Source organism: Chryseobacterium tongliaonense (assembly GCF_041224435.1).
Lineage (GTDB): Bacteria > Bacteroidota > Bacteroidia > Flavobacteriales > Weeksellaceae > Chryseobacterium > Chryseobacterium tongliaoense.
The window spans coordinates 42,695-69,498 of the sequence record NZ_JBGFFD010000014.1; the positions used below are offsets into that span (position 1 = coordinate 42,695).

At 36.6% G+C, this 26,804-nt stretch carries 14 protein-coding genes and 1 tRNA gene; 6 read left to right on the plus strand and 9 right to left on the minus strand.

Annotated features, from left to right (window positions below; translation table 11 throughout):
- Positions 1–14: 14 nt before the first annotated feature.
- Both AB8P06_RS19705 and AB8P06_RS19710 read left to right on the plus strand, forming a co-directional pair.
- Positions 15–1,370 carry a deoxyguanosinetriphosphate triphosphohydrolase gene (locus tag AB8P06_RS19705; protein ID WP_369844236.1) on the plus strand — a complete coding sequence of 452 codons (1,356 nt, stop codon included), beginning with the start codon at positions 15–17 and terminating at the stop codon, positions 1,368–1,370.
- A 73-nt stretch (positions 1,371–1,443) separates the two neighbouring features.
- Positions 1,444–2,376 (plus strand): SPFH domain-containing protein, encoded by a 933-nt coding sequence (locus tag AB8P06_RS19710; RefSeq protein WP_369844210.1) that lies wholly within the window; start codon positions 1,444–1,446, stop codon positions 2,374–2,376.
- 56 nt (positions 2,377–2,432) lie between these two features.
- Here AB8P06_RS19710 and AB8P06_RS19715 read toward each other — a convergent pair whose 3' ends face one another.
- Positions 2,433–2,780: a DUF4377 domain-containing protein gene (locus tag AB8P06_RS19715; RefSeq protein WP_369844212.1), complete on the minus strand. Its 348-nt coding sequence runs from the start codon at positions 2,778–2,780 to the stop codon at positions 2,433–2,435.
- Between the two features lie 149 nt (positions 2,781–2,929).
- Here AB8P06_RS19715 and AB8P06_RS19720 point away from each other — a divergent pair, with 149 nt between their 5' ends.
- A complete protein-coding gene (locus AB8P06_RS19720) occupies positions 2,930–4,951 on the plus strand; it encodes a hypothetical protein (protein ID WP_369844214.1) in 2,022 nt (673 codons plus the stop codon).
- A gap of 308 nt (positions 4,952–5,259) precedes the next feature.
- Here AB8P06_RS19720 and AB8P06_RS19725 read toward each other — a convergent pair whose 3' ends face one another.
- From AB8P06_RS19725 to AB8P06_RS19735, 3 genes are all read right to left on the minus strand, one after another.
- Positions 5,260–5,574 (minus strand): Mpo1-like protein, encoded by a 315-nt coding sequence (locus tag AB8P06_RS19725; RefSeq protein WP_369844216.1) that lies wholly within the window; start codon positions 5,572–5,574, stop codon positions 5,260–5,262.
- Between the two features lie 146 nt (positions 5,575–5,720).
- On the minus strand, positions 5,721–7,397 hold the full coding sequence (locus AB8P06_RS19730; protein WP_369844218.1) for an APC family permease: 1,677 nt from the start codon (positions 7,395–7,397) through the stop codon (positions 5,721–5,723).
- A gap of 115 nt (positions 7,398–7,512) precedes the next feature.
- Positions 7,513–9,750, minus strand: a complete 2,238-nt coding sequence (locus AB8P06_RS19735) for a CocE/NonD family hydrolase (RefSeq protein WP_369844220.1) — start codon at positions 9,748–9,750, stop codon at positions 7,513–7,515.
- Between the two features lie 239 nt (positions 9,751–9,989).
- On the opposite strand from AB8P06_RS19735, the gene AB8P06_RS19740 reads away from it, so the two are divergent.
- The 3 genes from AB8P06_RS19740 to AB8P06_RS19750 all read left to right on the plus strand — a co-directional run bounded on the left by AB8P06_RS19740 (position 9,990) and on the right by AB8P06_RS19750 (position 14,929).
- A complete protein-coding gene (locus AB8P06_RS19740) occupies positions 9,990–12,953 on the plus strand; it encodes a tetratricopeptide repeat protein (RefSeq protein ID WP_369844222.1) in 2,964 nt (987 codons plus the stop codon).
- Positions 12,954–13,035: 82 nt separating this feature from the next.
- Positions 13,036–14,811, plus strand: coding sequence for a TonB-dependent receptor (locus tag AB8P06_RS19745; RefSeq protein WP_369844225.1), 1,776 nt, complete (start codon positions 13,036–13,038; stop codon positions 14,809–14,811).
- Positions 14,812–14,857: 46 nt separating this feature from the next.
- A tRNA-Arg gene (locus AB8P06_RS19750) sits at positions 14,858–14,929 on the plus strand.
- Between the two features lie 624 nt (positions 14,930–15,553).
- Here the strand turns inward: AB8P06_RS19750 and AB8P06_RS19755 are convergent.
- The 5 genes from AB8P06_RS19755 to AB8P06_RS19775 all read right to left on the minus strand — a co-directional run.
- A complete protein-coding gene (locus AB8P06_RS19755; RefSeq protein WP_369844227.1) occupies positions 15,554–16,147 on the minus strand; it encodes a hypothetical protein in 594 nt (197 codons plus the stop codon).
- A gap of 10 nt (positions 16,148–16,157) precedes the next feature.
- Entirely contained in the window at positions 16,158–19,727 is a 3,570-nt protein-coding gene (locus tag AB8P06_RS19760; protein WP_369844228.1) for a DUF6443 domain-containing protein, read from the minus strand.
- A gap of 16 nt (positions 19,728–19,743) precedes the next feature.
- Positions 19,744–22,737: a hypothetical protein gene (locus tag AB8P06_RS19765; RefSeq protein ID WP_369844230.1), complete on the minus strand. Its 2,994-nt coding sequence runs from the start codon at positions 22,735–22,737 to the stop codon at positions 19,744–19,746.
- Between the two features lie 18 nt (positions 22,738–22,755).
- Positions 22,756–25,785 carry a hypothetical protein gene (locus AB8P06_RS19770; protein ID WP_369844232.1) on the minus strand — a complete coding sequence of 1,010 codons (3,030 nt, stop codon included), beginning with the start codon at positions 25,783–25,785 and terminating at the stop codon, positions 22,756–22,758.
- 4 nt (positions 25,786–25,789) lie between these two features.
- Positions 25,790–26,804 (minus strand): T9SS type A sorting domain-containing protein (locus tag AB8P06_RS19775; RefSeq protein ID WP_369844234.1); only part of this gene is annotated, 1,015 nt, incomplete at its 5' end.

The window sequence follows — 26,804 nt, forward strand, 5'->3', positions numbered from 1 at the left end:
AATTTTGGCGAATGATGAATTTAAACCGGATTTTCACCAATCAGCGTACAGGAAATAACCCCAATACTATAGCTTCAAGAACTGATTTTCAGAGAGATTTTGACAGAATTATTTTCTCTTCAGCTTTCAGAAGGCTACAGAACAAAACACAGGTTTTTCCTCTTCCCGGAAGTGTTTTTGTACACAACCGCCTTACGCATTCATTGGAGGTTTCATCAGTAGGAAGGAGCTTGGGGAGTGTGATCGGAGAATTTATTTCCGAAACTTTTAAAAGCGACCTTACAGAAGATTCCAGGAGTTTTTATCTTCATAATTTAGGAAATGTAATTGCTGCTGCATGTTTGTGCCATGATGTTGGAAATCCTGCATTCGGTCATTCGGGAGAAGATGCGATTGCAAGTTATTTTGAAAAAAATGAAAAAGATCTGAAGCCTAAATTTTCCGAAAAAGAATGGGCAGATCTTGTTAATTTCGAAGGAAATGCCAATGCAATACGGGTACTGGCCCATCAGCAACAGGGTAAAGATCAGGGCGGAATTCAGCTTACATTCAGCACACTGGCAAGCATCGCTAAATATCCGTGTGAAGCCATTGCCAAACAAAAAGGGATTATCCACAGAAAGAAATTCGGTTTTTTCCAAAATGAAAAAGAAACCTTTTTAGAAATCGCAAAAGCAACACAGCTGATTTCTGAAAGTGAAGAGCCTCATATTTTTAAAAGACACCCTTTTGTATGGCTGGTGGAAGCTGCCGATGACATCTGTTATAATATTATCGATATGGAAGATGCCCACAGATTGGGTATTGTATCCACTGCCGACTGTAAAAACCTGTTTTTTGAGCTGGTAAAATCCGAAACGGATGATGTAGACCGGGTGAAAAGAAAGCTGGATTCTATCGGTAATGATAATGAAAAGATTTCCTATCTGAGAGCTAAGGTGATCAATGCTTTAATCAATAAATCCATTGAATTATACAAGCAGAATTTCACAACGATTCTTGAAGGAAATTTAGATAAAGCGCTTTTGGATATTTATAAATCGGATAACAAAACATTACAGGATATTGAAAGTTTTTCGATCGAGAAAATCTACAATCATAAAGCTGTAGTAGAGATTGAAAATGCGGGCTACAACGTAATGTATGAATTACTGGATCATTTTATCCCTTCTATTCTGAAATCTAAAGAAGAAAGGAAATCTTATGATAAAATGGCTTTGAAACTGCTTCCCAACCAGTTTGTTTATGAAAACGGATCAGAATATCAGAAAGTGCTTGGAGTGATTGATTTTGTTTCTGGAATGACAGATAACTATGCCACTGACCTTTACAGGAAAATTAAAGGAATTGATATCGGAATGACGATGTAATTTTAATGAAATTATAGTATGAAAAATTAACAAACCCGTATTTTATACGACTAATCAAATAAAATTTTATACTATGACATACTTAGGCATTATTGTTTTCATCGGGCTTGTTACCTTATTTGCCTCTTTTTTTACGGTAAAGCAGGAAACAGCAGCCATTGTTGAACGTTTAGGGAAGTTTCATTCTGTACGCCATGCAGGTTTGCAGCTTAAGATCCCTTATCTTGACAGGATTTCCAAAAGAATGAATCTCAGAATTCAGCAGCTTGATGTGATGATCGATACCAAGACACTGGACAATGTTTTTGTGAAAATGAAAATTTCCGTGCAGTTTCAGGTGATCAGAACCCAGGTGGCCGATGCTTTCTATCGTCTGGAAAGTCCGCATGACCAGATTACATCCTATGTTTTTGATGTTGTGAGAGCTGAGGTGCCGAAGCTGAAGCTGGATGATGTTTTCTTAAAAAAAGATGATATTGCTATTGCCGTGAAAGCAGAGCTTCAGGAAGCGATGCAGAGCTACGGATATGATATTATTAAAGCATTGGTAACGGATATTGATCCCGATGAGCAGGTAAAGCATGCGATGAACAGAATCAACGCTGCCGAAAGAGAAAAAACAGCGGCAGAATACGAATCTGAAGCTCAGAGAATCAGAATTGTTGCCGTAGCCAAAGCAGAAGCGGAGTCTAAAAAACTACAGGGACAGGGGATTGCTGATCAGAGAAGAGAAATTGCAAAAGGCCTTGAAGAATCTGTAAGAATGCTGAATAATGTAGATATCAATTCTCACGAAGCATCGGCCCTGATCGTTGTTACGCAGCATTATGATACTTTACATTCGGTAGGAGCGAGCAACAGAAGTAACCTTGTGCTATTGCCTAATTCCCCGACGGCTGCCAGCGGAATGCTCAATGATTTAGTGGTAGCAATGACGACCGCCAATACCGTAGGAGAGGCTACTAAAGGAAATTATCCGCCGCCGGCAAAAGACCACGAACATTAAAATTTCCAATAAAAAAACCTCCGGACCCGGAGGTTTTCTTTTTATATATTGTATACTTATTTTTTTGTTTTTGAAACTTGTTTCACTAAAGTATATTTAATGGAAGAACCGTCAGCAGGCGGGTTTTCAATTTTTTCAGTTTTTACTTTTAAAATGTATTCATAGCCGGGCTCATACGTGAAGCCTTCAATATTACTGTAAAAATTAGTCCAGTTTTCAGAAGCATTTTCTTTTACCTGAAGACATTTCATCGGAGCAACTCCTGTACAGTCTACCGTTTGAGGTCCTACAATAAAGGTTTTTTCATCTCCCCCGGAAGCAGATGCCGAAGTTGTACATTGGGTAAAAGCTAAAAATGCTACAACAGGAAGAGCTCCCTTTAGAATTGTTGTTATACTTTTCATAAGTTTGATTTTAATCTTACCCGACAATTACCGTGCCGTGATTTATAAAAATCATCGTTGTTCTACTCTTGTTTTTTATTTTTTTATTCTTTAATTTCAACCCCCTGTAAGTATTTATACCAAATAAACATAAATAGTAAAATTATAATATGGAAAATCCAATTCAAATTGAGAATTATAAAATTCAAAAGCCTGAACCCTGGGCGACAAATGTTGATGATCAGCAGCTTATTGAAAAAATAAAAGAATCTGATTTTTCCAACAGGCAGATAAGCGAAGGAAGAGATTACTGTTATTTTCTTGATAAAATCTACTACACCAGCAATAAAGAAAACAATGAATATGTATGCATGGCTTATACTCTTAATGAGCCGTCCAATTTAGAGCGGGCTTCGGTGATGGATATTGTCGTGGAAGAAAATGAAGTATACCATATTCACAGGATCAGTGTTTTAAGGGAAGGTGTTTTAATCGATAAGATTCCGGATACCAAAATCAAGGTTTTAGACAGTGAAAATCAAAGCAGTGGCGGAATCCTTAGCAGTAATAAAAAGATCAACATTACCATCAAAGATTTAAGACTGTATGATGTTTTAATCCTTGAAGATTCCCGTGTGAAAGCTTTTACAGACCGTGATTTTTTAAGAAAGGAATTTTCCAAATACGTTTGGGTGAGTCCTGATAATTATTGGGCTTACGGTAATTTTAAATTCACGTTTGTGAATGACCGTGAAGAACCAGTTGCCTATAAAAAAACGTTTTTCAGAGATGAGAAGGGAAATGTTTTGGAACCGGAAATTAATTATTTAAAGAAAGGAGAGCGGTTTGTGATTGAAGAGGAAGATTATATCAATCCGGTGGATGCAAGCCGCGAGATATTTCCTTTTATAGATTTTGCCACGGAAAGCAACTGGAAAGATTTATCCAATTATATAGCTCCGATGTATGAAGAGATTTACAGTAAATCAAGCTTACAGGAATTTGCTCCGAATCTGGTTCAGAAACTGGATGCGATCACTGATCAGGATGAAAAGCTTCAGTTTGCCATTGAATATGTACAGAATAACATCTACTATATTTTCAATGCAGATGAAATGAACGGGCATAAGCCACAGGAACCGGCAGTGACCTATGAAAATAAGCAGGGTGACTGCAAAGCAAAAAGTGTTTTGTTAAAAATTATTTTAGATTATATAGGTGTCAATGCTTCTGTAGTATTGGTGAATTTCCACACAGATTTTTATATCAAATATTACCTTCCGTCTCTGCTTACATTTAACCATGTGATTGTAAAGGTAGATTATAAAGGGGAAGAATATTTTGTAGATGCCACGATCCGTGATGAATTCGGGATGATTGAAAACAGAGGTGCGACTTATTTTATGCATTACCTCGAAGTAAAACGTGATCAGGAATTAAAGGAAAGAAAACCATTCAGATTCCCTTATTACTGTATTGATGAAAAGGTAGATTTCAATGCCCAGAATACTACAGGGAAATTAAAATTATCAACAACTTACAGGGGAAACCGTGCCAATGCCATGAGAAGGTATTTTAAAAATACCAACAAAAGAGAAATTGTTGACAGCTGGAATAACTTCCTGTTCTACAGCTTAAACTATTCTAACGACAGAAACGGAACTGATGTGAGGAATATTTTCAAAGACGCTTCCATCGATATTGTAAGCGATGATAAAAAATTGAATGAGTTTAAAATTCAATATACGGCAACTATTGAAAACCCATATTATACAGATCAGCAGAAAAACCGATTCCTGATGTATTTTGACCGGAATGTTGTGAAGGCGAGCGCCAGGGATTTTATGCATAAAGACTTACCTTTCTGGCATAATTTTGACAGTGAGAAATACGAAATCAGTCTCTATACAGACCAGAAAATAGATACGGAAGAGAAGTATACGGTACAGGAAAGTACCATCAATAATCCGTATTTTGATTTTACGAGTCGCAAAAAAGTTTCAAAAAACGGAGCGACAGTATATATCGATTACAAGCCTCTGGTAAATCTGGAAATTCCCCAGAATGATTTTGAAGCTTTCAGAACGGCGCATCATACTGTGGCAGACAGCAATTTCGGTTTAGGTATTGATATTATTGAACCGGGATTAATGAACCGGCTTAAATTCAGCTTTAAAAAGAAGTTTAAATAAAGTCTAGGGTTTAAAGTTTAAGGTTCAATGTTTAATATTTAAAGATTGAGTTTCGGCGGGGTTTGCGAAGCAAACCCCGCCGAAACTGTTTTATTTATGAAAAACCGTTATCAGTTCGGGTAAATTCTGCAAAAAATCATATAAAAAACTTTTACAATTAAGTTATTGTGGCTTGTAAAAATTGAAGTAAATAACAATCTTAATCATCTGTGCAAATCTGTAAAATCCATGGTTAAATAAATCAGTTTTGCTTACAAATGATCCTCGGCACACTCACTTCCACCGTGTTATTCAAAGTGACGGAACATCTAATTTCCACTAAACTTCTGCTTCCCGATCAGCAGCTCAAAAAATAACCTGAAATCCGAGATCAGCGACCAAAGCGGATATTTAAAAGTAGCCGGTTTATTCTTTTCAATGATAGCATGGCTGAACCACGCAAAACCATAACCGAAAATCGGAACGTACCATAAAAATCTTTCTTTCCCTGAATTGATCACATACGCAATTACGGCAAATACAAGCAGCGTTCCTATAAAATGAAAAATGCGGGTGCCCGTCTTGCGGTGCTCAGTAAGGTAGAATTGATAAAATTCACTGTAGTTTTTTATTCTTTCAGACATGGCGGTATTAGTTTAAAGTTTCTGTGAAACTGAAAGCAATTATTCCGCCAATCTTTAAATGCAAAAAAGGTAGATCCGGAAGTCCCGAATTTACCTTTTTTTATATTTTGAACCGACTTTTAAGCCTTTCCGTTATTTATTGTCTTTTAAACAGATTCTTTTCCCAGCTTACTGTTTCGGTATCCGTAGCAGAAGTAGATCACAAGGCCTATCGCAAACCACAATCCGAACCAGAACCAGTTTTCATGGCTCATTCCCGTAAGAAGATATAAACAAGAGCTTAAACCGATTAAAGGAATTAAAGAAAAGTTTTTAATAAAAGTAAAGACACACAGAATCAGGTTGATGATAATGAAAACAAAGATAGAAGCTCTGAATTCACCTTCTTTAGGATCATTCCAATCCATCAGGTTATGGAAAAACTCCGGTTGCCAGAAATAGAAGCCGATGATTCCACCGATAAAAATTACCGGGAATATGATCTTGCCGTTGATATAAGGAAGGTGAAACCTGCCTTTGATCTTTTCTTTTTCAGGAAGCATCAATACTCCCGCACAAACCAGTACAAAAGCGAAGATGGTTCCGATACTTGTAAAATCCAGAATAAAGGTTTTATCCGTAAACAGGATAGGAACGCCCACTGCAATACCGGTGATGATGGTAGCAAAAGAAGGGGTTTTATATTTCGGATGTACGGTTTTAAATTTTTCAGGCATTAATCCGTCACGGCTCATTGCATACCAGATTCTTGGCTGTCCCATCTGGAATACCAGCAATACGGTAGTGATCGCAACGATGGCTACAAATGAAACCACAAGTTCCATCCAGGCTACATTGGCATTTGATTTTTCAAATATAAATGAAAGCGGATCTCCGATGCCATCGAACTTTCTGTAATCCACCATACCTGTCAGTACCAATGTCAGGGCTATATAAATTACCGTACACAATACCAGGGAAACGATCATCCCTTTCGGTAACGTTTTTTGAGGATCTTTTGTTTCTTCGGAAAGCACACTTAACGCATCAAAACCGATATATGCAAAGAAAACCCCGGAAACCGCACTCATCACGCCGGCAAAACCGTTGGGCATGAAAGAAGCTACCTGTGTTTCAGGATTTACAGGAGTCCAGTTATCTGTATTGATATAAGCGAAACCTACCAGAATAACTAAAACAATAACCGCCAGTTTTAAAATAACCAAAGAATTATTGAAGTTTTTACTTTCCTTTACTCCGATATAGCAAAGCCATGTAATCAATCCGTTGATCACTAATGCAGGAATATCAACAATGAATTTTAAACTGCCGATTAACGGGGCTGTTTTCCATGCATTAAGCAATTCCTTGTTTTCAGAACCGTTCAGGAAGGCCTTTTTCGCTTCAGTATAGCTGCAGGTGAGGTAATCCGGAATATGCATTCCCAGACGCTCTAAAAAGCTTGTGAAATAATCTGACCACGAGAAAGCAACATAGATATTTCCGAAAGAATATTCCATAATCAATGCCCATCCGATGATCCAGGCGATCAGTTCTCCGAAACTTGCATAAGCATAGGTATAGGCAGAACCTGCTGTTGGAATCCTGCTTGCAAATTCAGCATAGCATAATGCCGTAAACCCGCAGGCAAAGCCACAAATCAAATATAACAGAATAACTCCGGGGCCACCTCTGAAAACCGCTTCACCTAAGCTGCTGAAACTTCCGGCTCCAATAATGGCCGCAATACCAAAAAAAACGATATCCCAAACACCTAAAACCCTTAAAAGACTGGTAGATGTATCTGTTTCTGAATAGTTTTTCCTTCTGAAAAGTTGATTCATTCAATGTTTATATTTGAGTTTGAAAAAAAGCAAATGTAATGAAATTTTATTTTGATGTTAACAGTAGTTAAAATATTTAAGTAAAAATGCAACAGTTTAAGCAAATCAACAGTTTTTATTCTTTATAAACCGGAATTTCCACATAGCTGTCATTATACCATTTTATTTCTAAAGGTTCACCGGAATCCTGTATCGTTTCATCACTTACATCTTTTCCCGATCCGTAATTGATCTGCCAGGCAGGACTTTTGTTAACTCCGACTACCAATAGCAATTTACTTCCTTTTTCAACCTTCTTACTGATGAATATTGAATTTTTGATAGGGATTTGTTCAGTTTTTCCGGGCTCAAGCAGCTGTCGGACGGCATTGTCTTTTGCATAGCTGGCCCTTACCATGTGAGTGGATAATAAAAACGACTTACCGTCCGGCTGTATCTGGTATAAATAAGTATCGGTATCAAAATCTTTTTTATTGATCGCAACATTAAAGATTCCGGCCATATTTCCGCTGATGATAAGATCCTTATCTAAAACTTCACTTTCAAAATAAACCGAATGCGTTGTTTTTATGCTGTCTTTTTTACTGACAAGATAATACGAATCCTTTTCATCCCGGTTTTTAAAATCAACAGTTTGTTTTGTGAAACTTTTATTCACAGGTTGGGTAAAGACAGATGGACTGTTCTTATGATCCTGAAGATAAAATTTAATCGTTGATGAATGCATTTTATCGAGATCCGGAACGTGCTTCCATGTATTCGTATTCATCACCTGAAAATTGACCTTATCCTTCAAAATTTCGGGCTTTTTACCGTTTTTTAAAATATAATCAAACCAAGAAAAAGCAAGGTCATCAATACTGATTCTGGCTACAGGATCTATCGCGTTACCATTCACTACCGTAAATCCGAAACTCTGCGCGCCTCCGTGATTATAGGGCCCGATCACTAAATAATGATCTGCATTTTTGTTGTATTTATAATGTTCCTTAAAATAATAGAGAGCACCTATCTGGTCATCATCATAATATCCGGTAGTGGTAAGTATGGGAATGTTTATTTTAGCAAAGTCCTCTCTGTAAGGCACCATCTTCTGCCAGTATTGGTCGTAGCCGGGATGATCCAGCCATCTCTGGAAAATTTTATTCGGCTTACCGCTTATTGAATCTAAAGCCCTGAATGATTTCCCGCTTTTGTACCATGCGGTATTAATGGAATCCCATTTCGTAAAATTATTAAAATCAGCTTCATCAGTTAATTTGTTGTTGGTGACATAATTGATCCATTGCAGCATATAACTCATGAAAATATTATTTTGAGCAGGGTAGTCGATTCCGATTCCCACGGCAACCTGCGGAACTATTGTTTTTAAAGCCGGATGTAATTTCTTTACAGCTCCCCACTGGCTGAACCCCAGATAGCTTCCGCCTATCATTCCCACTTTTCCATTACTCCAGGGCTGTTTGCTGACCCAGTCGATAACATCATAAATATCCTCTGATTCGTGCTCAAAAGGCTCATTTATATCATTGCTGTTTCTTTTTCCACGCGTATTGACAACAGCTCCTACGTAATTGTAAACGGCAGCTCTCTTTCCAAAAAAAGCATCAAACTGCCCTGCATAGATATTATTCGTGAGAATAACAGGAAGTGGGGACTTGTTTTCTTTTTTTCTGACAACGGTAATCGTAAGAGTGTGTCCGCTGTTTGTTTTTATATCTTTGGTTTCAATAATGAATTTTTCCCGGTCCTTTAATGCCAAGAACTGCATAATCTGCGGTTTAATACTCGAATAGGTCTTGTAATTTAAATAACTTTTGCATAGAGCCAGGGCGGAAGCATAATCTATGCTGTCTTTATCTTTTTGTTTGCTGAGTGCCTTTTTCAGAAGTTTTCTGGTATCATTTACATCACCGTCAAAAGCAATTCCTATTTTAGTAATTAATTGATCTGATAGACTGTTGTATTTTTGATTGAACGCTTTTTGCAGCGCATCAGGGAAAGTGGTCTTTTCTTTCTGTTCATTTAATCTGGCCAGGCTATAGATTTCCTGTGCAATGTATTTATTTCCGGCCATATTATGATCGGCATACTGCTTCCGGTACTCCGATAAGGTGTTTATAGACCTTGTGTAATCTTTTGCTATAATTTCCAGACGGAAAAGATGGTCTAAAAAATCAACCCGGTTTTGCTGTTTCTGCTTTAGTGCCTGTTTTGCGATGACTTTTGAAGCAAGCGCAGGCATTTCTTTTTCCAGAATAATGGTGTCTTCCACGGCTGTTCTCGGGAAGTGAAATTTTTGAGCCTGTACCAGATTGACAAATAATAATGCTAAAAGTATCTTAATTTTCATGTAATGGTATATTTTTAGATGGTGTAAAACAAGGGTCTAATCAAATTTTTTTTCTGATCATTTCGTGCTAAAATTTTTTAAACTTTTGGCATACTAAATTAATCAATTTTTATCATGCTATAGTGAAATGTATCGGAATTGATATTTTAGATTATTAACCCTTTTAAAACTTGCTTAAACAATAAGTTTTTAATATTTTCGTTAACTTATATAGACTAATTTTTTTATTCAAATAAAGAATGAAATCAAAAAAAATACTTTTAGCAGCTGCTGTGTTTTATTTCGGAGTCTCCGAAGCTCAACAGTCTCAATACTTTACCCAGAAAGAAAATTACAGGTTTAATCTAGCCGAAAATCTTTACCAGACCAAAATATATAATGCTTCCCAATACGAATATGCAAGACAGTATTTCTATAATCAGAATCTGTCGAGGTCGAAAAAGGAAGCTGCGCAGTTTTTCGATAATGTAATCGGGGTGATCCTGCAGAAAAACCATGCAGAAGAAGGATTAACCGCTTTTATGAAAGAATATCCGAATTCTGCTTATTTTGCTCAGGCGAATTTACCTTTAGCAGATTACTATCTGGCGAAAAAAGATTTTGAAAAAGCCTTGGAAACTTTGAAAAAAGTAAACCAGTATCAACTTTCAAAAGAAGAAAATACTCAATATATCCTGAAATTAGGTTATGCCAAATTTATGATGGGAGATTCCAAAGGAGCGACTGATGCCCTGGAAGAAGCTTACAAAACAGCCGATGAATCTCAAAAAGGGGATATTGCTTATATGCTGGGACATCTGTATTATTCCAACAGGCAGAATGACCAGGCTTTCCAGTATTTTGACTCTATAAAAGATCAGCCTAAATACTCAAAGCTGGTTCGTCCTTATTATGTGCAGATGTATTACAATGATAAGGATTATGATAAAGCCATTTCGGAAGGAAATTCTTTATTGAATGAAAATCTTTCCGATTCTTACAAAGCTGAAGTTCATAAGATCATCGGAGAAAGTTATTTCATGAAGAATGATTATACTTCGGCTTATCCGCATTTAAAAGATTATCTGAGTGTTCAGCAAAACCCTTCTGAAAATGATTTATATGAAATGGGGTTTGTGGCAGCACAGCTTAAAAAATATGATGAAGCGGTTTCTTATTATAACCAGCTGATCAACAGTAATTCCGCATTAGCTCAGAATGCATACTATCAGTTGGGAAATGCTTACTTAGCGGTAGGTAAAAAGCAGGAAGCGCTCTCTGCATTCCGTTCTTCTTACCAGATGGATTATGATGCGAATGTGAAAAAGCTGGCTCATGAGCAATATGCAAAATTGGGATATGACATCGGTAACCCGTTTGAAAACCCGTCAACGGTGATTCAAAGCTACATCAATGAAAACCAGAATGCTCCTAATGCAGCAGAAATGAGATCGCTTTTGGTGAAATCTTATCTGTATTCCGGAAACTTTAAGGAAACACTGAATGCAATCGACAGGCTTCAGAATTCAACACCTGATATTGATAAGGTAGACCAGGAAGTTTCTTATTTACTGGGAACGGAAGAATTCAACAAAGGGAATTTTGATGAAGCTGAAAAATATTTCCTGAGAAGTTTAGAATTCAATATCAATAAGGAATTTAACAGCAGGGCTTTATACTGGCTGGCTCAGACCTATTACCAAAAAGGGAATTATCCTTCTGCGATTCTACGTTATGAAAAGCTTCTTAACGAAACTTTCCCTGAAAAGCAGCAGTTGCCCTATGATTTAGGATATGCTTATTTTAAATCTAAAAAGTTTGACCAGGCCCAGACCTATTTCAAACAGTATTTAAGCAATCCGAAACCTGAATTTAAAAATGATGCGGAACTTCGTCTGGCAGATATTCACTATGCGAATAACGACCTGAATGAAGCGATCGCCATTTACGATAAAAATGAAGATGCCACAGATTATACTTTATACCAGAAGGCAATGGCTTTAGGATTTAAAGGCGATACACAGGCAAAAATCAATAATTTAAAGACACTTTTATCCAAATATCCGGATTCAGAATATTATGATGATTCCCAATATGAAATAGGAACGGCTTATGCCGATCAGGATGATTATGTCAATTCAAGTGATTATTTCTCAAAGCTGATCAAGACATCTTCCGATAAAGATTTAATTGCTAATGCTTCTATTTACAGAGCTCAGAATTATATCGATCAGAACCAGAGCGATAAAGCGCTTTCTGAACTGAAATCTTTGGGTGAGCAGTATAAAAATACAGCATACGCACAGAAAATCGTACAGGCTGCCAAACCGATCTTTACAAAGAACGGTGATGTTTCGGGATATGAAAGTTTCGCAAGAAATATCGGGGTGAATGTAGATGCTGCCGAAATAGATGAAATCAACCTTTCAACAGGCAAGCAGTATTTCACGAAGAAAGATTACAAGAATGCTATTTCCTACTACGAAAAATATTTAACGCAAAATCCAACGGGAGAAGGTCTGTATCAGGCTAAATATGAATTGGGAGAAAGCTATTATCAGACGAATGATACAACCAAAGCATTATTGGTATTACAGGAAGTGGCCAATGTTCAGAATGATTACCAGGACGATGCGGAAACCCGTTTAGCACAGATCTATGTTGCTCAGGGGAATACTGCTGAAGCTAAGAAATACCTTGAAAATATTAAAAATTCTTCGAACATCAATGTTAAGAACTACGCCAATGTAGAGCTGATGAAGATGTATGCCGAAGAAAAGAATTTCTCGGAAGCTGAAAAACTGGCAGATGCTGTCATTGCCAACAATAAAAACTCTGCAGCGGTAATAGAAACCGCAAAAGTGATCAAGGCGAGAAGCCTTATGAATGCAGGAAAAGATAAAGATGCCCAGAGCGCCTATACTTCCCTTGAGAAATCTTCAAATACAGAAGTGGCAGCAGAAGCTTTATATGCAAAAGCATTCTACCAGAATAAAGGAAAAGCCTTTAAATCTTCTAACGAAACGATATTCAAGCTGGCCAATAATTATGCTTCGGAAGAATATTGGGGTGCAAAAGCATTGGTATTGCTGGCGAAAAACTATATCGGCCTGAAAGACAATTACCAGGCAAGTTATACCTGCGATCAGATCATCAGCAATTATAAGGATTTCCCTGAGATTGTTGCAGAAGCAAAAGAGGTTAAGAAAATGATTAAGAAATAAAAGTGTACTGTCGTATTCATGTAAAATGTTTTTATGAAAAATCATTAATGCGTTTTACTTAAATACATAAATACAATCAATAATGAACAAAAGAATTCAATTATTATCCATATTACTTTTAGGGGTTTCGCAGATTGCGTTTTCCCAGATCAAAGAAGAAAAACTGGTTCTTAATAAAAAAAGAGAGCCGGAAGTTAAAAAAATCGAAAAGAAAAAAACTTCCGTGGAAGCCACTAAGAATTATCCGCCGGAAGAGAAATCACAGAACCCTGTACAATATAAGATTACAGATGTACCTGCGGTTTCCGATTTTAAAACTTCCACCATTCAGGGTGAAGATGTGGCTCCGAAATTTCAAGGAAGTGCCCAGAACAACTATATACAGTTCGGGATGGGGAACTTCGGGAAAATCTTAGGGGATGCCAACATTTCAAAAACGCTGGACAATAAACTGGAAGTTGGGGTAGATGCTCATTTCCTTTCCACTCAGGGACTGAAAAAAGAATATCCCTGGGATTCCAAGCAAAGCTCTACCACACTGGGTGCTTTCGTCAATTCTTACGGAGATAAAGGGAAATTTAACCTGAATGCAGAATATGGCTTAAACAGCTATAATTATTACGGTATTTATGCTTTACAACCGGGAGATGTTGATCTTGACCAGAGAGTGAATCAGTTTAAAGTAAACGGATATTATGATTTCTACTCCAATGAAATTTTAAATGATGTAAGAGTAAAATCTTCATTTTTGAAAGATCATTTTGATGCACAGGAAAATCAGGCTTCCATTCTGGCTAATTTATCCAAACATGCGATTGAGATCGGTAAATCCGGGATTAATCTGAATGCAGATTTAGGAATCGGTATGGAAACGGTAAAAACTGATTTTGCGATCAGGGAGAAAAATTCATCCAACTTTTTCAATACAAGCTTATCTCCGAAAGTTACTTTCAGAAAAGGAGATTCCTATTTAATGCTTGGTTCTTCATTCTCATTCCTGAATGCTAAAAATTCGAGTGATGTGATGGAGCAGGTGAAAAATAATAAAACGTATTGGTTTCCACAGGCTGAGTTTCAGTTTGCAGCAGCAAAAGAATTCAAGTTCTACGGCGGGGTAGACGGTGGTTTAAAGCTGAATACGTACGGTGATTTGCTGCAGCAGAATCCATTCATTGTTTCAGATCAAATGTTGAGACCTACCCAAACGAAATACCATTTTTATGCAGGTTTAAGAGGAGATATTGATGAAACGGTGAAGTATGATGTTTCGGCGGGTTACGGAAAAATGAGAGATATTCTTTTCTACAAGGCGAATGACCTGTTTAATAATGACTTTACATTGAACCGTTCTGCGTATAATTTCGCAAATACATTCTCTGCCATTTATGATGACGGAAATGTAAGTGATATTAAGGGAAGCATCCAGTATTTCCCATTGGAAAACCTTGTTTTGGACGGGGAGGTTCATTTCACCAAGTATGATTTGAAAAATTATGAAGATATTTACAACGTTCCATTACTTAATGCGAGTATAGGGGCGAAGTACACCATGTTGGAGAAAAAACTGATGTTAGGCTTCAAGGGAATTTTTGCAACTGACAGAACCACAAATTCTTATGGGATTGAAGCAGTTCCGGATGCCAATGCTCCAACCGGAATGGTATACCAGTCAACAGAGGACAGAAATGACAAAGTAGGAGGATATGCAGATTTAAACCTTTCTGCAGAGTATAAAATTCACAAAAATTTTAGTATTTTCGCGCTCGGAAATAATCTTCTAAGCTCAAAATATCAGACGTACAAAGGATATAAAGTTCTGGGTGCTCAGATTGTGGGTGGTGTGAAAATTAGTTTCTAAAGTATGAATGATAAGTAATCAGGGATTACGTATCACTTATGAATACGGCTGCATAGTTTAATGGATAGAACTTCGGATTTCGGCTCCGACAGTGAGGGTTCGAATCCTTCTGCGGTCACTTTTTAATGAAAAGAGAATTTGTATATTATTGAAAATTAAATAATTGCATTTTCTCTTTTTTATTTTTGTACCTAGAATTGTACCTAAATCTTTAAAAATCTCTTTTTTTAATCTTGATGAATTTAATTCAATCTATTTGAATTTTTAAGGGTACATAAAGTTTATTGTAGTACAAATATACTACGATTTAAAGTAATGTCCGTTACTCTCAAAATAATCATACATGATATTTCTTGCCGTGGCTTCCCAATCAATAACGACAAAGCGAGGCAGATTAAAGGGTATATCATTTTCATATAAATATTCCACGAACTCAATATCGTTTGCATAAACATGTTAAATTCCATACCTATTTTATTTAAAGAGGTTGGTCAGCATACTACATGTTCTCCTTTTAACTTTATTATCCAGTTAGTGCATTTAATATATCATTACCCAAATTAAACAATATTCAACTGGCAATATATTTTAAATTAAGTAGGAATACGGTTGGTAAATGGAGAAAATATTTTTAGTGTGATATACATTAAGCTGCAAAGCTTTTGAACGTACTTTGGTGTGACCGACGGGTTTAAAATAAAAGGACCAGATGCATTTCCGGTCCTTTTTTATAATAAGATACTTACTTTTTAGGATTCAGATTTTTCCAATCACTGCTTGTCCAGTAACGTGTGTCATTAATATTATATTTTTTTTCACCGTTATAAGCTGGTTCAGATGCTCTTTTCTTAAAAAAATAATTTTCTATTTCTTTTGAAATATGTTCAAGATCATATGAGTTAGTATAATTGGGTCCAACCCATTTAAGGTTAAAAGAGTCCTGTATTCTTTGTCCGATATAACAGGTTGCATCATAATACCATTGATAGTTTTTTTCCGGCTTTGATAGTTTTTTTACCGGGTTTTTAGTGATTACAAAAAATGTTATTCTATTAAAATCCGAACTATACATAATCGTGTCAATAATGATTTGCGTGGAATTATCATACTCCCCGGAATAAAAAGATTCTTTATGTTCTTTAATAAGACTATGCATCTGATTAACGAGCTTCAGACTGTCTGATGTATACTTTTGGGACGTTACCTGAGTCTCGGATCTGTATTTCTCCGGTGTATTCTTGAAAAGCCTAAAATCATACCCATTGATGTAAACAATATAAATAATAAGCGCTAAAAAAATAGCTCCGATAACAATTATTTTTTTGTTTTTTTTCATAGATTAATCATTAATGGTTACAATCCGTACATTCCCAGGAACTGCCATTCCATTCGTAAGTTCCTTCCTGCAATTTACTGATATCTTTGAAAAATGTAGCAATAAAATGGTCAGTACTTGATCCTGTATTGGTATAGGTATCTTTATCACTTATCCCTTTTTCTTTTTCATTGGCAAGAAAACCGAATCCGGTAATATTCCAGATATCTTCGTGGATGAACTGTTGGGTTTTAATATTAGGATCAACTTCCAGACTTCCGGCCTGGAAAGGGTCGAAATCTGCCACAAGAGTTATTTTAATCTGTTTCTGCATCTCTGCGGGAAGTGTAGATACATATTCTTTTAATGCTTTCACATACCCTTTTCCATAAGCTCCACCCATACTATGAGTAACCACCTTAATTGTTTCTATGATCTCTCCGGTACTTGAGTCCCTTTCCAGGTTTTTAATTATTTCTGCGGCATCTTTTTTACCCTGGTCAAAGCCGGTATTGATTCTGTTTTCAACGGATATATTTACATTTTTTGTAGCGAAAAGTGTATTGCTCCAGCCTCCAAGCCCTCCATCTCTGTAGATGGCATTGTAATCATTCAAATGTCGCATTGTAGCCATATCAAAACGTTTATAGAGTGGGAGAGGTGCTCCCCCTTCTCCTATGCTTAGATGCCCTATCAAAGTACCACTTGTCCAGTAATCAGGAGTACCGCCGTTACCATTGTGTTGTCCGTTAATAAAAATAACTAAATTTCCATCTGGGTCAACTGCATTTACAGGGGTATTATTGGCATAGCTATAAGGAGATTTGCTTAAATACAGTTCCCCTTTGCCATCGGCTGAGCCCCATCTTCCCAGTTCAGGCATGTACATTCTTGCTCCGTAATCATACATTTTAGTGTCTGTCTGAAATTCTTTTCCATTATATTTATACTGATATGAAGCTGATGCTGACAATCCGGAACTGCTTTCATTGTGCTTCAGCCCAAAAGGATAATAATTGTTTTCTTCAATGACTTCTATATTGCTACCGTTATTAAAATAACTTAACCTTACATTTCCTAAATGATCTGTATAGTTATAGATATATTTATTTCTTACAAAATCATAATACCCTTCCGAAGTTGGAAGAAACTGTAATGCTGTTACAAAATTGCCTGTTTTGTTTTTAAAGGTTTGATATTGAAAGCCATCCAGGTAATCTGTTATTTTTGGGGTTAACTCATTTGCACTACCGAACGGATCCGATATTGCCTGGTTATATGTTTTTTTCACTTTTACTCCATCGGCCCTGTAGAGGTAAGCAGAATTTTCGCGGAGTATGCCTGTCGGAGTCGATAATTGTCTCGTGAATACCAATGAGGAAGGGAGATTGAGATGATTATAACTAATCTGTTTTATTTCTTTATCTAACTGGCTTGTCATATTGGCATTTCCATCATAGTTAATGATATTGCCACCGCCGGGGTATCCGGAGAAGTTTTGCATAGCATCATTTACTGAAATCAGTTTATTTCCGGAATAATTAAGATTCAGATCGTCGATATACTCGCTGGTGGCTTGATCGGATTCGTTTCCTGTTCTCATCAAAGAAGTGATATTACCGTTAAGATCATACGCAACCTCTTCTGCGAATGTATATTTCATAGGAATTGTAGTATCCGGCTCAAGATAAAGACCTGAGACCAATCTGTTTAAATTATCATACCGGTAATAATATCGTTTTAAAATGCCGTCATTTGCCGTTTTCCAACTTATATCCGTAATATCGCCATTGTATTTGGCTTTTGAATAAGAACTTGTATGGGGATCGTGATACTTAACTTCGTATCCAAACAGCTTTCCACTGAGATTTCCGGGATCATTGATTTTAGTAAGCCATCCTCGGATATTATAATTGTAGTTGATATTCTGCAGATTATTACCTACCTTTTTATTGGTTAACTGTGAAAGTTCGTTATAGGTGTTGTCTGCCAACAGTTCGGGAACGTTTCCATCTACCTGATGATAATGTTTTTTTAGTCTGTTTTGAGAATCATATTCGAAGGTTTCAGTAATTACTTTTTCTGTATCAGTCGCAAGTCTTTTATGCTTTATAACCGTTTTTTGCAAAGCTCCTGCAAAATCTAGTTTAGATTCTGTTCTTGTATATCCCAGCAAGTGGTTAATAGAATGTACAGCGATAAGTCTTCCTCTGAAATCGAAATAAGAATAATTTTTGGTCCAGTTATCATCCTCAATATTTTTTACCAGATTCATGACTGCAAGCCCCTTAGTACTTTTCCCATCTGTTGTAATATTATCCGTTAAAACCGGCTGCTCCTGAATATTGGGAAGAAATGACGGGTTAAAGCTATATTGTGGATAGGTATCATAATATTTTACACTGAGAAGTTTGGTAATGGAGGAAGGGTAGGTTGAAGAGCCATTATCATAATACACACCCATCCCGCTGTTGGTAAAGTTTACAGAAGCTGTTCTCAGTGTATTATTGCTTCCTTTGGAATTTACATTGGTTTGCTCTGCAACTCTTCCTGCTCTGCCATAACTTTGTGGGCTTGTGTAGATACCGGTATAAGCAACTCTTCCCAGCTGATCATATTTTGTAAACATCCACTGTTTGAGGGCACCAAGATTCGCATCCTGTGTCATTACCAAACGGTCTTGCATATCATAAATCTGGTATTCCCAGCCTTTTCCCGGAAGCTTTTTCTCTACCAAACGGTTTCTGCCGTCATAATTATACTGATAGCATAGTTCACTTAATAAGTCATCGGTAAAACTATCTCCGGGGTTTGCTTCATAAGTATTAAAAAACTCATACACGGCTTTAGGAGGAATAATTAAAACAAGTTGATTATATTCATTATAAACATAATAAGTATCTGCATTTTCTGTATCACTTATTACTTTTCTTGCCAGAATCAGTTGTTCCTGTCCATTTTTGAACTCAATGGTTTTGTTTCCGTCTTCATCTATGGTAATGTTTTTATACAATTGATGGGTTCCGAAGTCACTTAAGCTCCAGATCACATTTGATACGGCAGTATTACCGGACCAAGTAGTGGTGGCAGTGAACTTTCTTACCTTGTCGTTTATTGAGTTTGTCTGATATTCAAATTTTATAGGTTTACCCTGCCATGCTGTCCCTATCTGTTTTTTTTCTAAAATTCTGTCTAAAGGAGAGCTTTCCAATAACTTCTCTGTAAAAGCCTTTTCTCCTGTATATATACTGGTGGGATCTCCTACGGGAAAATCTGTAAGGCCAGGAGCCTGTTGATATATCCCTCCATTAGTTGTTGAAGCCTGCGGAACTGCGAGATATTCTCTTGTCTGCCGCCCTAGTGCATCATAAACAACAGGAGTAACGATATCTTTTCCCGAAGGAGAAGCCTTTACATTGACAATTTGTTTAGATCTTCCCAATCCGTCAATATATTCCACAGTCTCCTGAACTTTGGGTGATTGCCCGGCAGGGTAATCGAGATATGTTTTTGTCTGGATATAGTTTTCCGTATTAGTGACTTGTCCGTATGTAAGTCCTGCTAGGAGTATGGCACCTGCAGGTATTATATTTTTTCTCATAATCTGAATCTGGCTATTATTGTTTGTAATTGTATTGGTATTCTTTCGAGATTTTGTAAGTGTAGTTACCGTTGCTGTCTTTTTCCATGACTTTTACTTCTTTTAGTCTGTTGGTGGAAGGGTCATAGATATATTTTTCTCTTACACCGGATGGCGAAGTGATGGAAGTAACGCCTACAAGCGGATCATAGGTATAAGTGGTGATCTGGTACCCGGATATTGCCGGATTCTTTCTGAAGCTGTCCAATGCAGTCAGAAGGGTTTCTTCTGAAGCAGCATCAACATCGGTATTGGATTTCTGGCATATTTCCAGGTTATCATACCCCGAAGCATTGACTCCAAGCCCCGGAAGACTCAAAAAAACCGTATAATCCAGTCCTTCAATCTTTGCAATGGGCTGTGTCTTATTATATCCGTATAGCAAGGTTACCGGAACACCAAACTTTGTAGTGTACTGCAATAAATTTCCCTTGTTGTCATACTGGTCATATTTAATTTCATCAGTCCATTCATTATCGGGAACCAGTGCATTCAGATTTGTTTTAGAGATCCCTGAAGGGAACAGCTTCTCATGATGCCACCACACTTTGCTGAATCCATAGTAAGTTCTTGCAATTATTTTATCGTTTTTATATTCTTCAGTTTTCACAGGGATTCCGATCATATAATTTTGAAGGAAATCTCCGGTATACGAATAGGTGAAATCTTTTCGGTCTGTGGTTGCATCACTGTATTTGTTTTCAACAGATTTAAGATTGTTGTATCCGTTGATGTCATAATATTTAAATGTAGTTTCCTGAGTTAATTTTCCACCGTCCTCTAAAATTGTTGTTTCACTTTTCTTGTAATTATTATACCACCTGTTGGGAAATATGTATTTTCCTACTGCATAAGCATTAAGGTTATCCGTATAATAAGCTGTTCCAAAATGATTTAAAGGGATATAGTCTCGATTGATTACATAGTTATTGATAAACTGGTAATCTTTATAGTCATATCCCCAACGGGAAAACCGTTTAACACCATACAGACTGTTGGATATTTCTCCTTCATATTGATCTGACATTAAGTTGGCAAACCAAAAGTATTCGCTGTTAGGAGAATAGGAATTGAGCTCACCCAGTAAGGGCTGGGTAAACCAATCTTCCATAGTGACATATTTTTTTATCTTAAATCTTTTACCATTGGTAACTTCCGTTACATCGCTGTAGCTGATGAAGTCTCCCTGAAACCTGTTGATATCATATATTTTGTTCGAATTGATTTTCATGTACCGATCAATATAGAAAGAACCATAAGGACCTCCACCTCCGCAATTGGTATCCTGCCCTGCATCATATACAGATGAAACATGGCCTCCAAATTCATCATTCAAAGAAAATAAAGAGGAAATAGCTCCAAAAGTGATGATGTTATTGATCGAATCATATTCTGCTATAGCATATTTATATTCTTTTGTGATCATATCACCGGTATTGCTCAAGAGCTCTATTTTTTTTGTTCTTACCCCATAGAACTCGGATTCTACAGGAGTATTGGAATCTTTAATTACGGTATTGGGCTCATACAGGATATTCTCTGTTCCGCCAGTAGGGTATTGAATTGATGCCATCAGTCCATATGTAGATTGAGGAAAGTGTGGGCTTCGGTCACTGGAAGGAATTCCGGGAATTGGCCAGCCTTCAAGAGGAGAATTAACTACCGTGAAAATAGGTTGAGCTTTCTGGACATATTCAGTAGGAAGAAAACTGCTGCCTACAGTACCGTTATAAATTCCGGCAAGATCCTGAGTATATGAAAACCTGGCCGGTAGTTGAGGTAAATTGTTATAGGTAAAAGTATATTTCTGGTCCAGGTTTTTTCCGATGGAAACCTTATTGAGAAAGTATCTTACGGAATATCCCCAGTTATTATAGGCTGCTCCATTATTGTTTCCAAATTTCTGATAATCAAATTTAATTTTATTAACGATGACATTTCCCGGGTTTTTAATTTCTATATGATCCAGAAGTTTTTCAGTCATGATATCTTCACGATCCGTATACAGGTAATCAACCGTAAAATCCTGCGAAGAAACCTTAGTAAGATATTTGGTATCAAAGATTTTATATCTTGTACAGGTGTTGGGGGCAAACAGGTATTTTAACTGATGATTCCAGCATGGTGCATCTCCGGCGTAAGTCTTGTTTTTTATGGTGATGGTTTCGCTTTTATCTTCCGTATAATAATTACTGATGCTTCCGTATGTAAAGTTAATGGCATTGGAAGCGTTGATATCTTCAATCTTAGTCAGGAACCAAGCTGTTTTCTGCTTAGGCAACGGAGCTATTTCATCATTACACTGGGTATCATAGGTAGTATATTCTATCGTATTATTGTTCCCGAAATAATATCTGTTACCATTTTTCAGGGTGATTGTAAAGCTGGAATAGCCGTTTCCGACTTCTATTTTCAGTTTTTCCGAGTAATTAATTTGAAGAACCTGACCGTTTACAATCACAAAGCTTCCGGTTAAACCGAAAATATTATAATGAAAGATATCCGATTCTCCGTCTCTGCCTGCTGTATTATTGTTTTCCAGAGCATCAGCAGTTTCCTTGATTACAAGATATTGATCTAAAGTATAGCTGCCTCCTTCTAACCCTGTAACCTTGGAGCCGGCATATTCATCCGGTTGTCCTCTTACTGTTCTGTATATAGCTGAAGTAAAATTGTCACTCCATAAAAGGCCCGTTCTTGCTCCCCAGTCATTTATCTTTAAACCGTTACTTGAATAGGAAAGCCCTATATTGTAATTTAGCTCTCCGGATTTCAGACTGGCAAGATCTATTGAAGTATTATATTTTCCTTTGTTATCCACACCGGATTTATCACCATATTTCCCTAAAGAAGCAACTGTGGCAGTCGGGGTTATTGCTTTGTCTACCGTGACATCGGAAAGACTGGTTTGGGCATAATGAATTTGCAATCCTATACAAAATAACAGAACTGAATAAATAGGTTTATTCATGATTTTTAGTTTCTTTAATTATTGTTTGTAATTGTATTGGTACTCTTTTGAATTTTTGTATATATAATTTCCATTACTGTCTTTTTCCATCTGTTTTGTTTCTTTAAGACGGTTGGTCACAGGGTCGTAAATGTACTTTTCTGTTATGCCGGACGGCGAGGTGATCGAGGTAACACCTACAAGTGGATCATAAGTATAGGTCGTGATCGGGTAGCCCGAAACAGCAGGATTTTTTCTGAAATTATTTAATGCAATCATCAGTTCTTCTTCTGATGCAGCATTAATATCTGCATTGGATTTCTGACATATTTCTAAATTATCATATCCCGAAGCATTGACTCCAAGAGATGAAAAACTTAAAAAAACGGTATAATCCAATCCTTCGATCTTTGCAATGGGTAATGTCTTATTATATCCGTATAGTATAGTGGTGGGAACTCCGGATTTTGAAGTATACTGTAAGAGGTTCCCTTTATTGTCATACTGATCAAATTTAATTCCATCGGTCCATTCATTATCGGGGGACAAAGCATTCAGATTTGTTTTGCTGATTCCTGAAGGAAACATTTTTTCATGATGCCACCATACTTTGCTATATCTGTAATAGGTTCTTCCGGTAATCTTATCATTTTTAAATTCCTCGGTTTTCACAGGAATTCCCACCATATAATTTTGCAGGAAATCTCCTGTATATGAGTAAAATAAATCTTTTCTGTCTGTAGTTATATCACTGTATTTATTGGCAACTGATTTAAGATTATTGTACCCGGTGATATCATAATAGCTGAATTCGGTTTCTTTTGCTATTTTTTCTCCATCATCCAGGATGGTAGTTTCTGTTGTTTTGGTCTTATTAAACCATTGGCCAAGTAAAAGATATTTAGCCACTGAATAGGCTTTCAGATTTTCGTCAATGTAAGCTATGTTATTCGAAAACTCGTTCATAGGTACATAATCTCTGTTAATGGTATAATTATCGATTATTTTGTATATTCGGTATTGATAATCATTCACCAGATATTTCTTCACCAGATAACCGTTATTTATTGTGCCGAAATAGTTGGCAAAATTGAGATTACTCTTCCATCTCAGATTACTTAAAGGATAAAATAAGGAATGATATCCTACAAGATCAATCGCAGTAGTTTCTTCCCAGACACTATAAAAATTAGAAGTATATGAGTTCTGATTTAGTATCTCGGTTACATTTTCATAAGCAATAAAATCCCCATAAATATTATTATCATATTTGCTGTAAGAGTTTATTTTATAAAAATTGAATATTGCCTGCCTGATATAGCTGACACCCGGGCCGCCACTTGAAGAAGCACAATTAAAAATAATACCGTCAACGGGAGTTGTAAGGAATCCTCCAAATTCATCATTATACATTTCCACTGCGTTAAAATATCGGGAGGATGGTTTATTTTCAGAAACCAGTTTGTCTACATTATTAAATTTAAACTTGTCATAAATATAGTTTTTTACAACTGGCTGGGTACCGTTTCCATCCAGTGTGATTGTTTTTGTTCTTACACCATAATAAGGAAGGATAAGATTGCTTATGGTATCTTTTATGATTTTATTCTCTTCATATTCAATTGATTCCGTTCCTTTTGTCGGAAATGTTATTTTTTTTAATAAACCGTATTGAGAATGTGGAAATGATGCGGTTCTGTCTCCGTACGGAATAGAAGGTATAAATGAACCTCCGGTCAATAAAGGGTAGAGCTTTTGAACAAACTCGCCCGGTAAAAGGCTGGTGTTGTTTTTACCGTTATAGAATCCCATTAAATCAATATTATTACTGAAACGTCTTGGAAGAAGCTCCGGATTATTATATTGAAACTGATAAGAAACATCGGAATTCATGCCGGTTTTAACTTCTTTAAGAAAATACCTGATCTGAATTCCTTCCTGATGAACCGGTACACTTAAATTGCTCCCGTATTTGTCATAGCTGAATTTTATTTTATTAACGACGCTTCCGAATGTATTTTTGATATCAATATGATCTAAAAGTTTTTCATTACCAATATCTTCTCTGTTATTGTAATAAAAATCTATGGTAAAGTCATCGGATGTTATTTTTGTAAGTACTTTAGTTTCAAAAATTTTACTTCTTGTACAGTAAAAAGTTTCCATAACCTGAGGCACGGGAGGTACAGGATTTCCCCAAGGATCTACACAGTATTCATCGCCCGGATAAGTTTTATTCTTTACTAAAAAAGATTCATTGTAATCATCTACATGTTGTGAACTAATGGTAGTGTATTGGAAGTTGATGGTTTTTGTATCCATACTTTCAATCTTTGTAAGAAACCATGCACTTGTTGTTTGTAAGGGAGTTGCATATTCTTCCCGGCATAAGGTGTTGTAGGCTGTTTTTTCCAGCATTTCGTTTTGCCCGTAAGAGTATTTTGTGCCATCATCTGTTGTAATGGTAAAACTGCTTAGGGAAGCCCCTGCTTCTATTTTTATTTTTTTGTTGTAGTTTAGTTGAATTACTTCGCCATTTACAATAATGAAGCTACCGGACAACCCAAAAATATTGTAATAAAAAATATCGGATTCTCCGTCTTTTCCGGAGGTATAGCCACTGCTGCTGGATTCATACATGTTTCTGATGGTCTTGTATTCTTCAAGACTAAAGCCTCCGCCACTTCCCAATTCATTTACTTTTTGACTGGAGCCATCTGCTATTCCCCGGACTACCCTGTAGATAACAGATGTAAAGTTATCACTCCACAATAATCCAAGTCTTCCGCCCCAGTCATTTAGTTTGAGGCCATTACTGGAATACTGCAGATTCATGCTATAATTCAGATTACCTGTTTTTAAGTTAACCAAACTGATATTCTGGTTGTACTTTCCTTTGTTGTCTACAGAAGAACTATTACCATATTTTCCAAGTGAATATACTGAAGCAGTAGGAGTGAGGGCATTATCAATATCAACACTATGCAAATTATAGTTCTGGGCAAAAAGATCAGCCTGCCCGGTTATTAGTATGATAACGGGTATAATTATTAGAAAAAACTTCTTCATCACCTTATTTCTTTATAAGTTTAGCATTCGCTGTTTTATTCGTATCCGTTTTCACCACCACAAGGTAAGCTCCCTGAATAAGTGCCTGAGTATTGATCTTGGTCACCATATTCTTTGTTTTTAAACTTTGAAGCTGTCTTCCACCCATATCATACACCACAATCTCAGCTTCTTTGAATTGGAAACCTATTTCTATATACGCATAATCAAATACAGGATTCGGATAAATCTTAATATCCTGTTTTTCGATCAGCTGATCAATTTGTTTGTCTCCCAGTTTTACAATTTTCCAGTTCTCTTTTCCCAGTTCCTCAGCACTGGTTCCTGCTAAAATGATGGAACCATCTCTATTCAGTTTAATATCCGAAAGTCTTTCCTCTCTTTTTCTCGATTCTCCTTTCACATGCTTTCTCCATTCTTCATTTCCATCCTGATTTAAATACAACATCCAAAACGTTTCATCATCATTTTCTATTCTTCCTTCTGCCTGGGTATAACCACCCAAGAGAATACCTTTAGACTTCCCGCTTCCATTTTCCTGCTTCCCATCTATCACACTCATTCCCATTAAAACATCCCTGTTTTTAAAGTTGCAGGATCTCTGCCAGATTTCTTCCCCTCTTTCATTAATTGAGATCAGCCAAAGATCTGTTCCTTCTTCTATGCCAACCGATTTATTTCCCGATCTTTCCGATCTTGATTCTCCACCGATTAAATAGCCTGTAGAAGTCAAAGCAAGGGTTCTTAAATGATCATCACCTTTTCCTCCATAGTTCTTTTCCCATTCTACTTTTCCGTTTTTACTAAGCTTTACGATCCAATAGTCACCTTCACCAAAATTTTCTGTTTTCTTTGTTCCTCCTGCATTACTTCGGGAATATACCCCTAAGAGTGCTCCACCATCTTTCGTTGGAATCATTTTTTCAACTTCATCCAATCCTTTTCCTCCTAAAATAAGTTGTGAGATTTCTTTTCCGTCTTTGTCAAGTCTTATGATTAAAATGTCTTTAGAACCATAA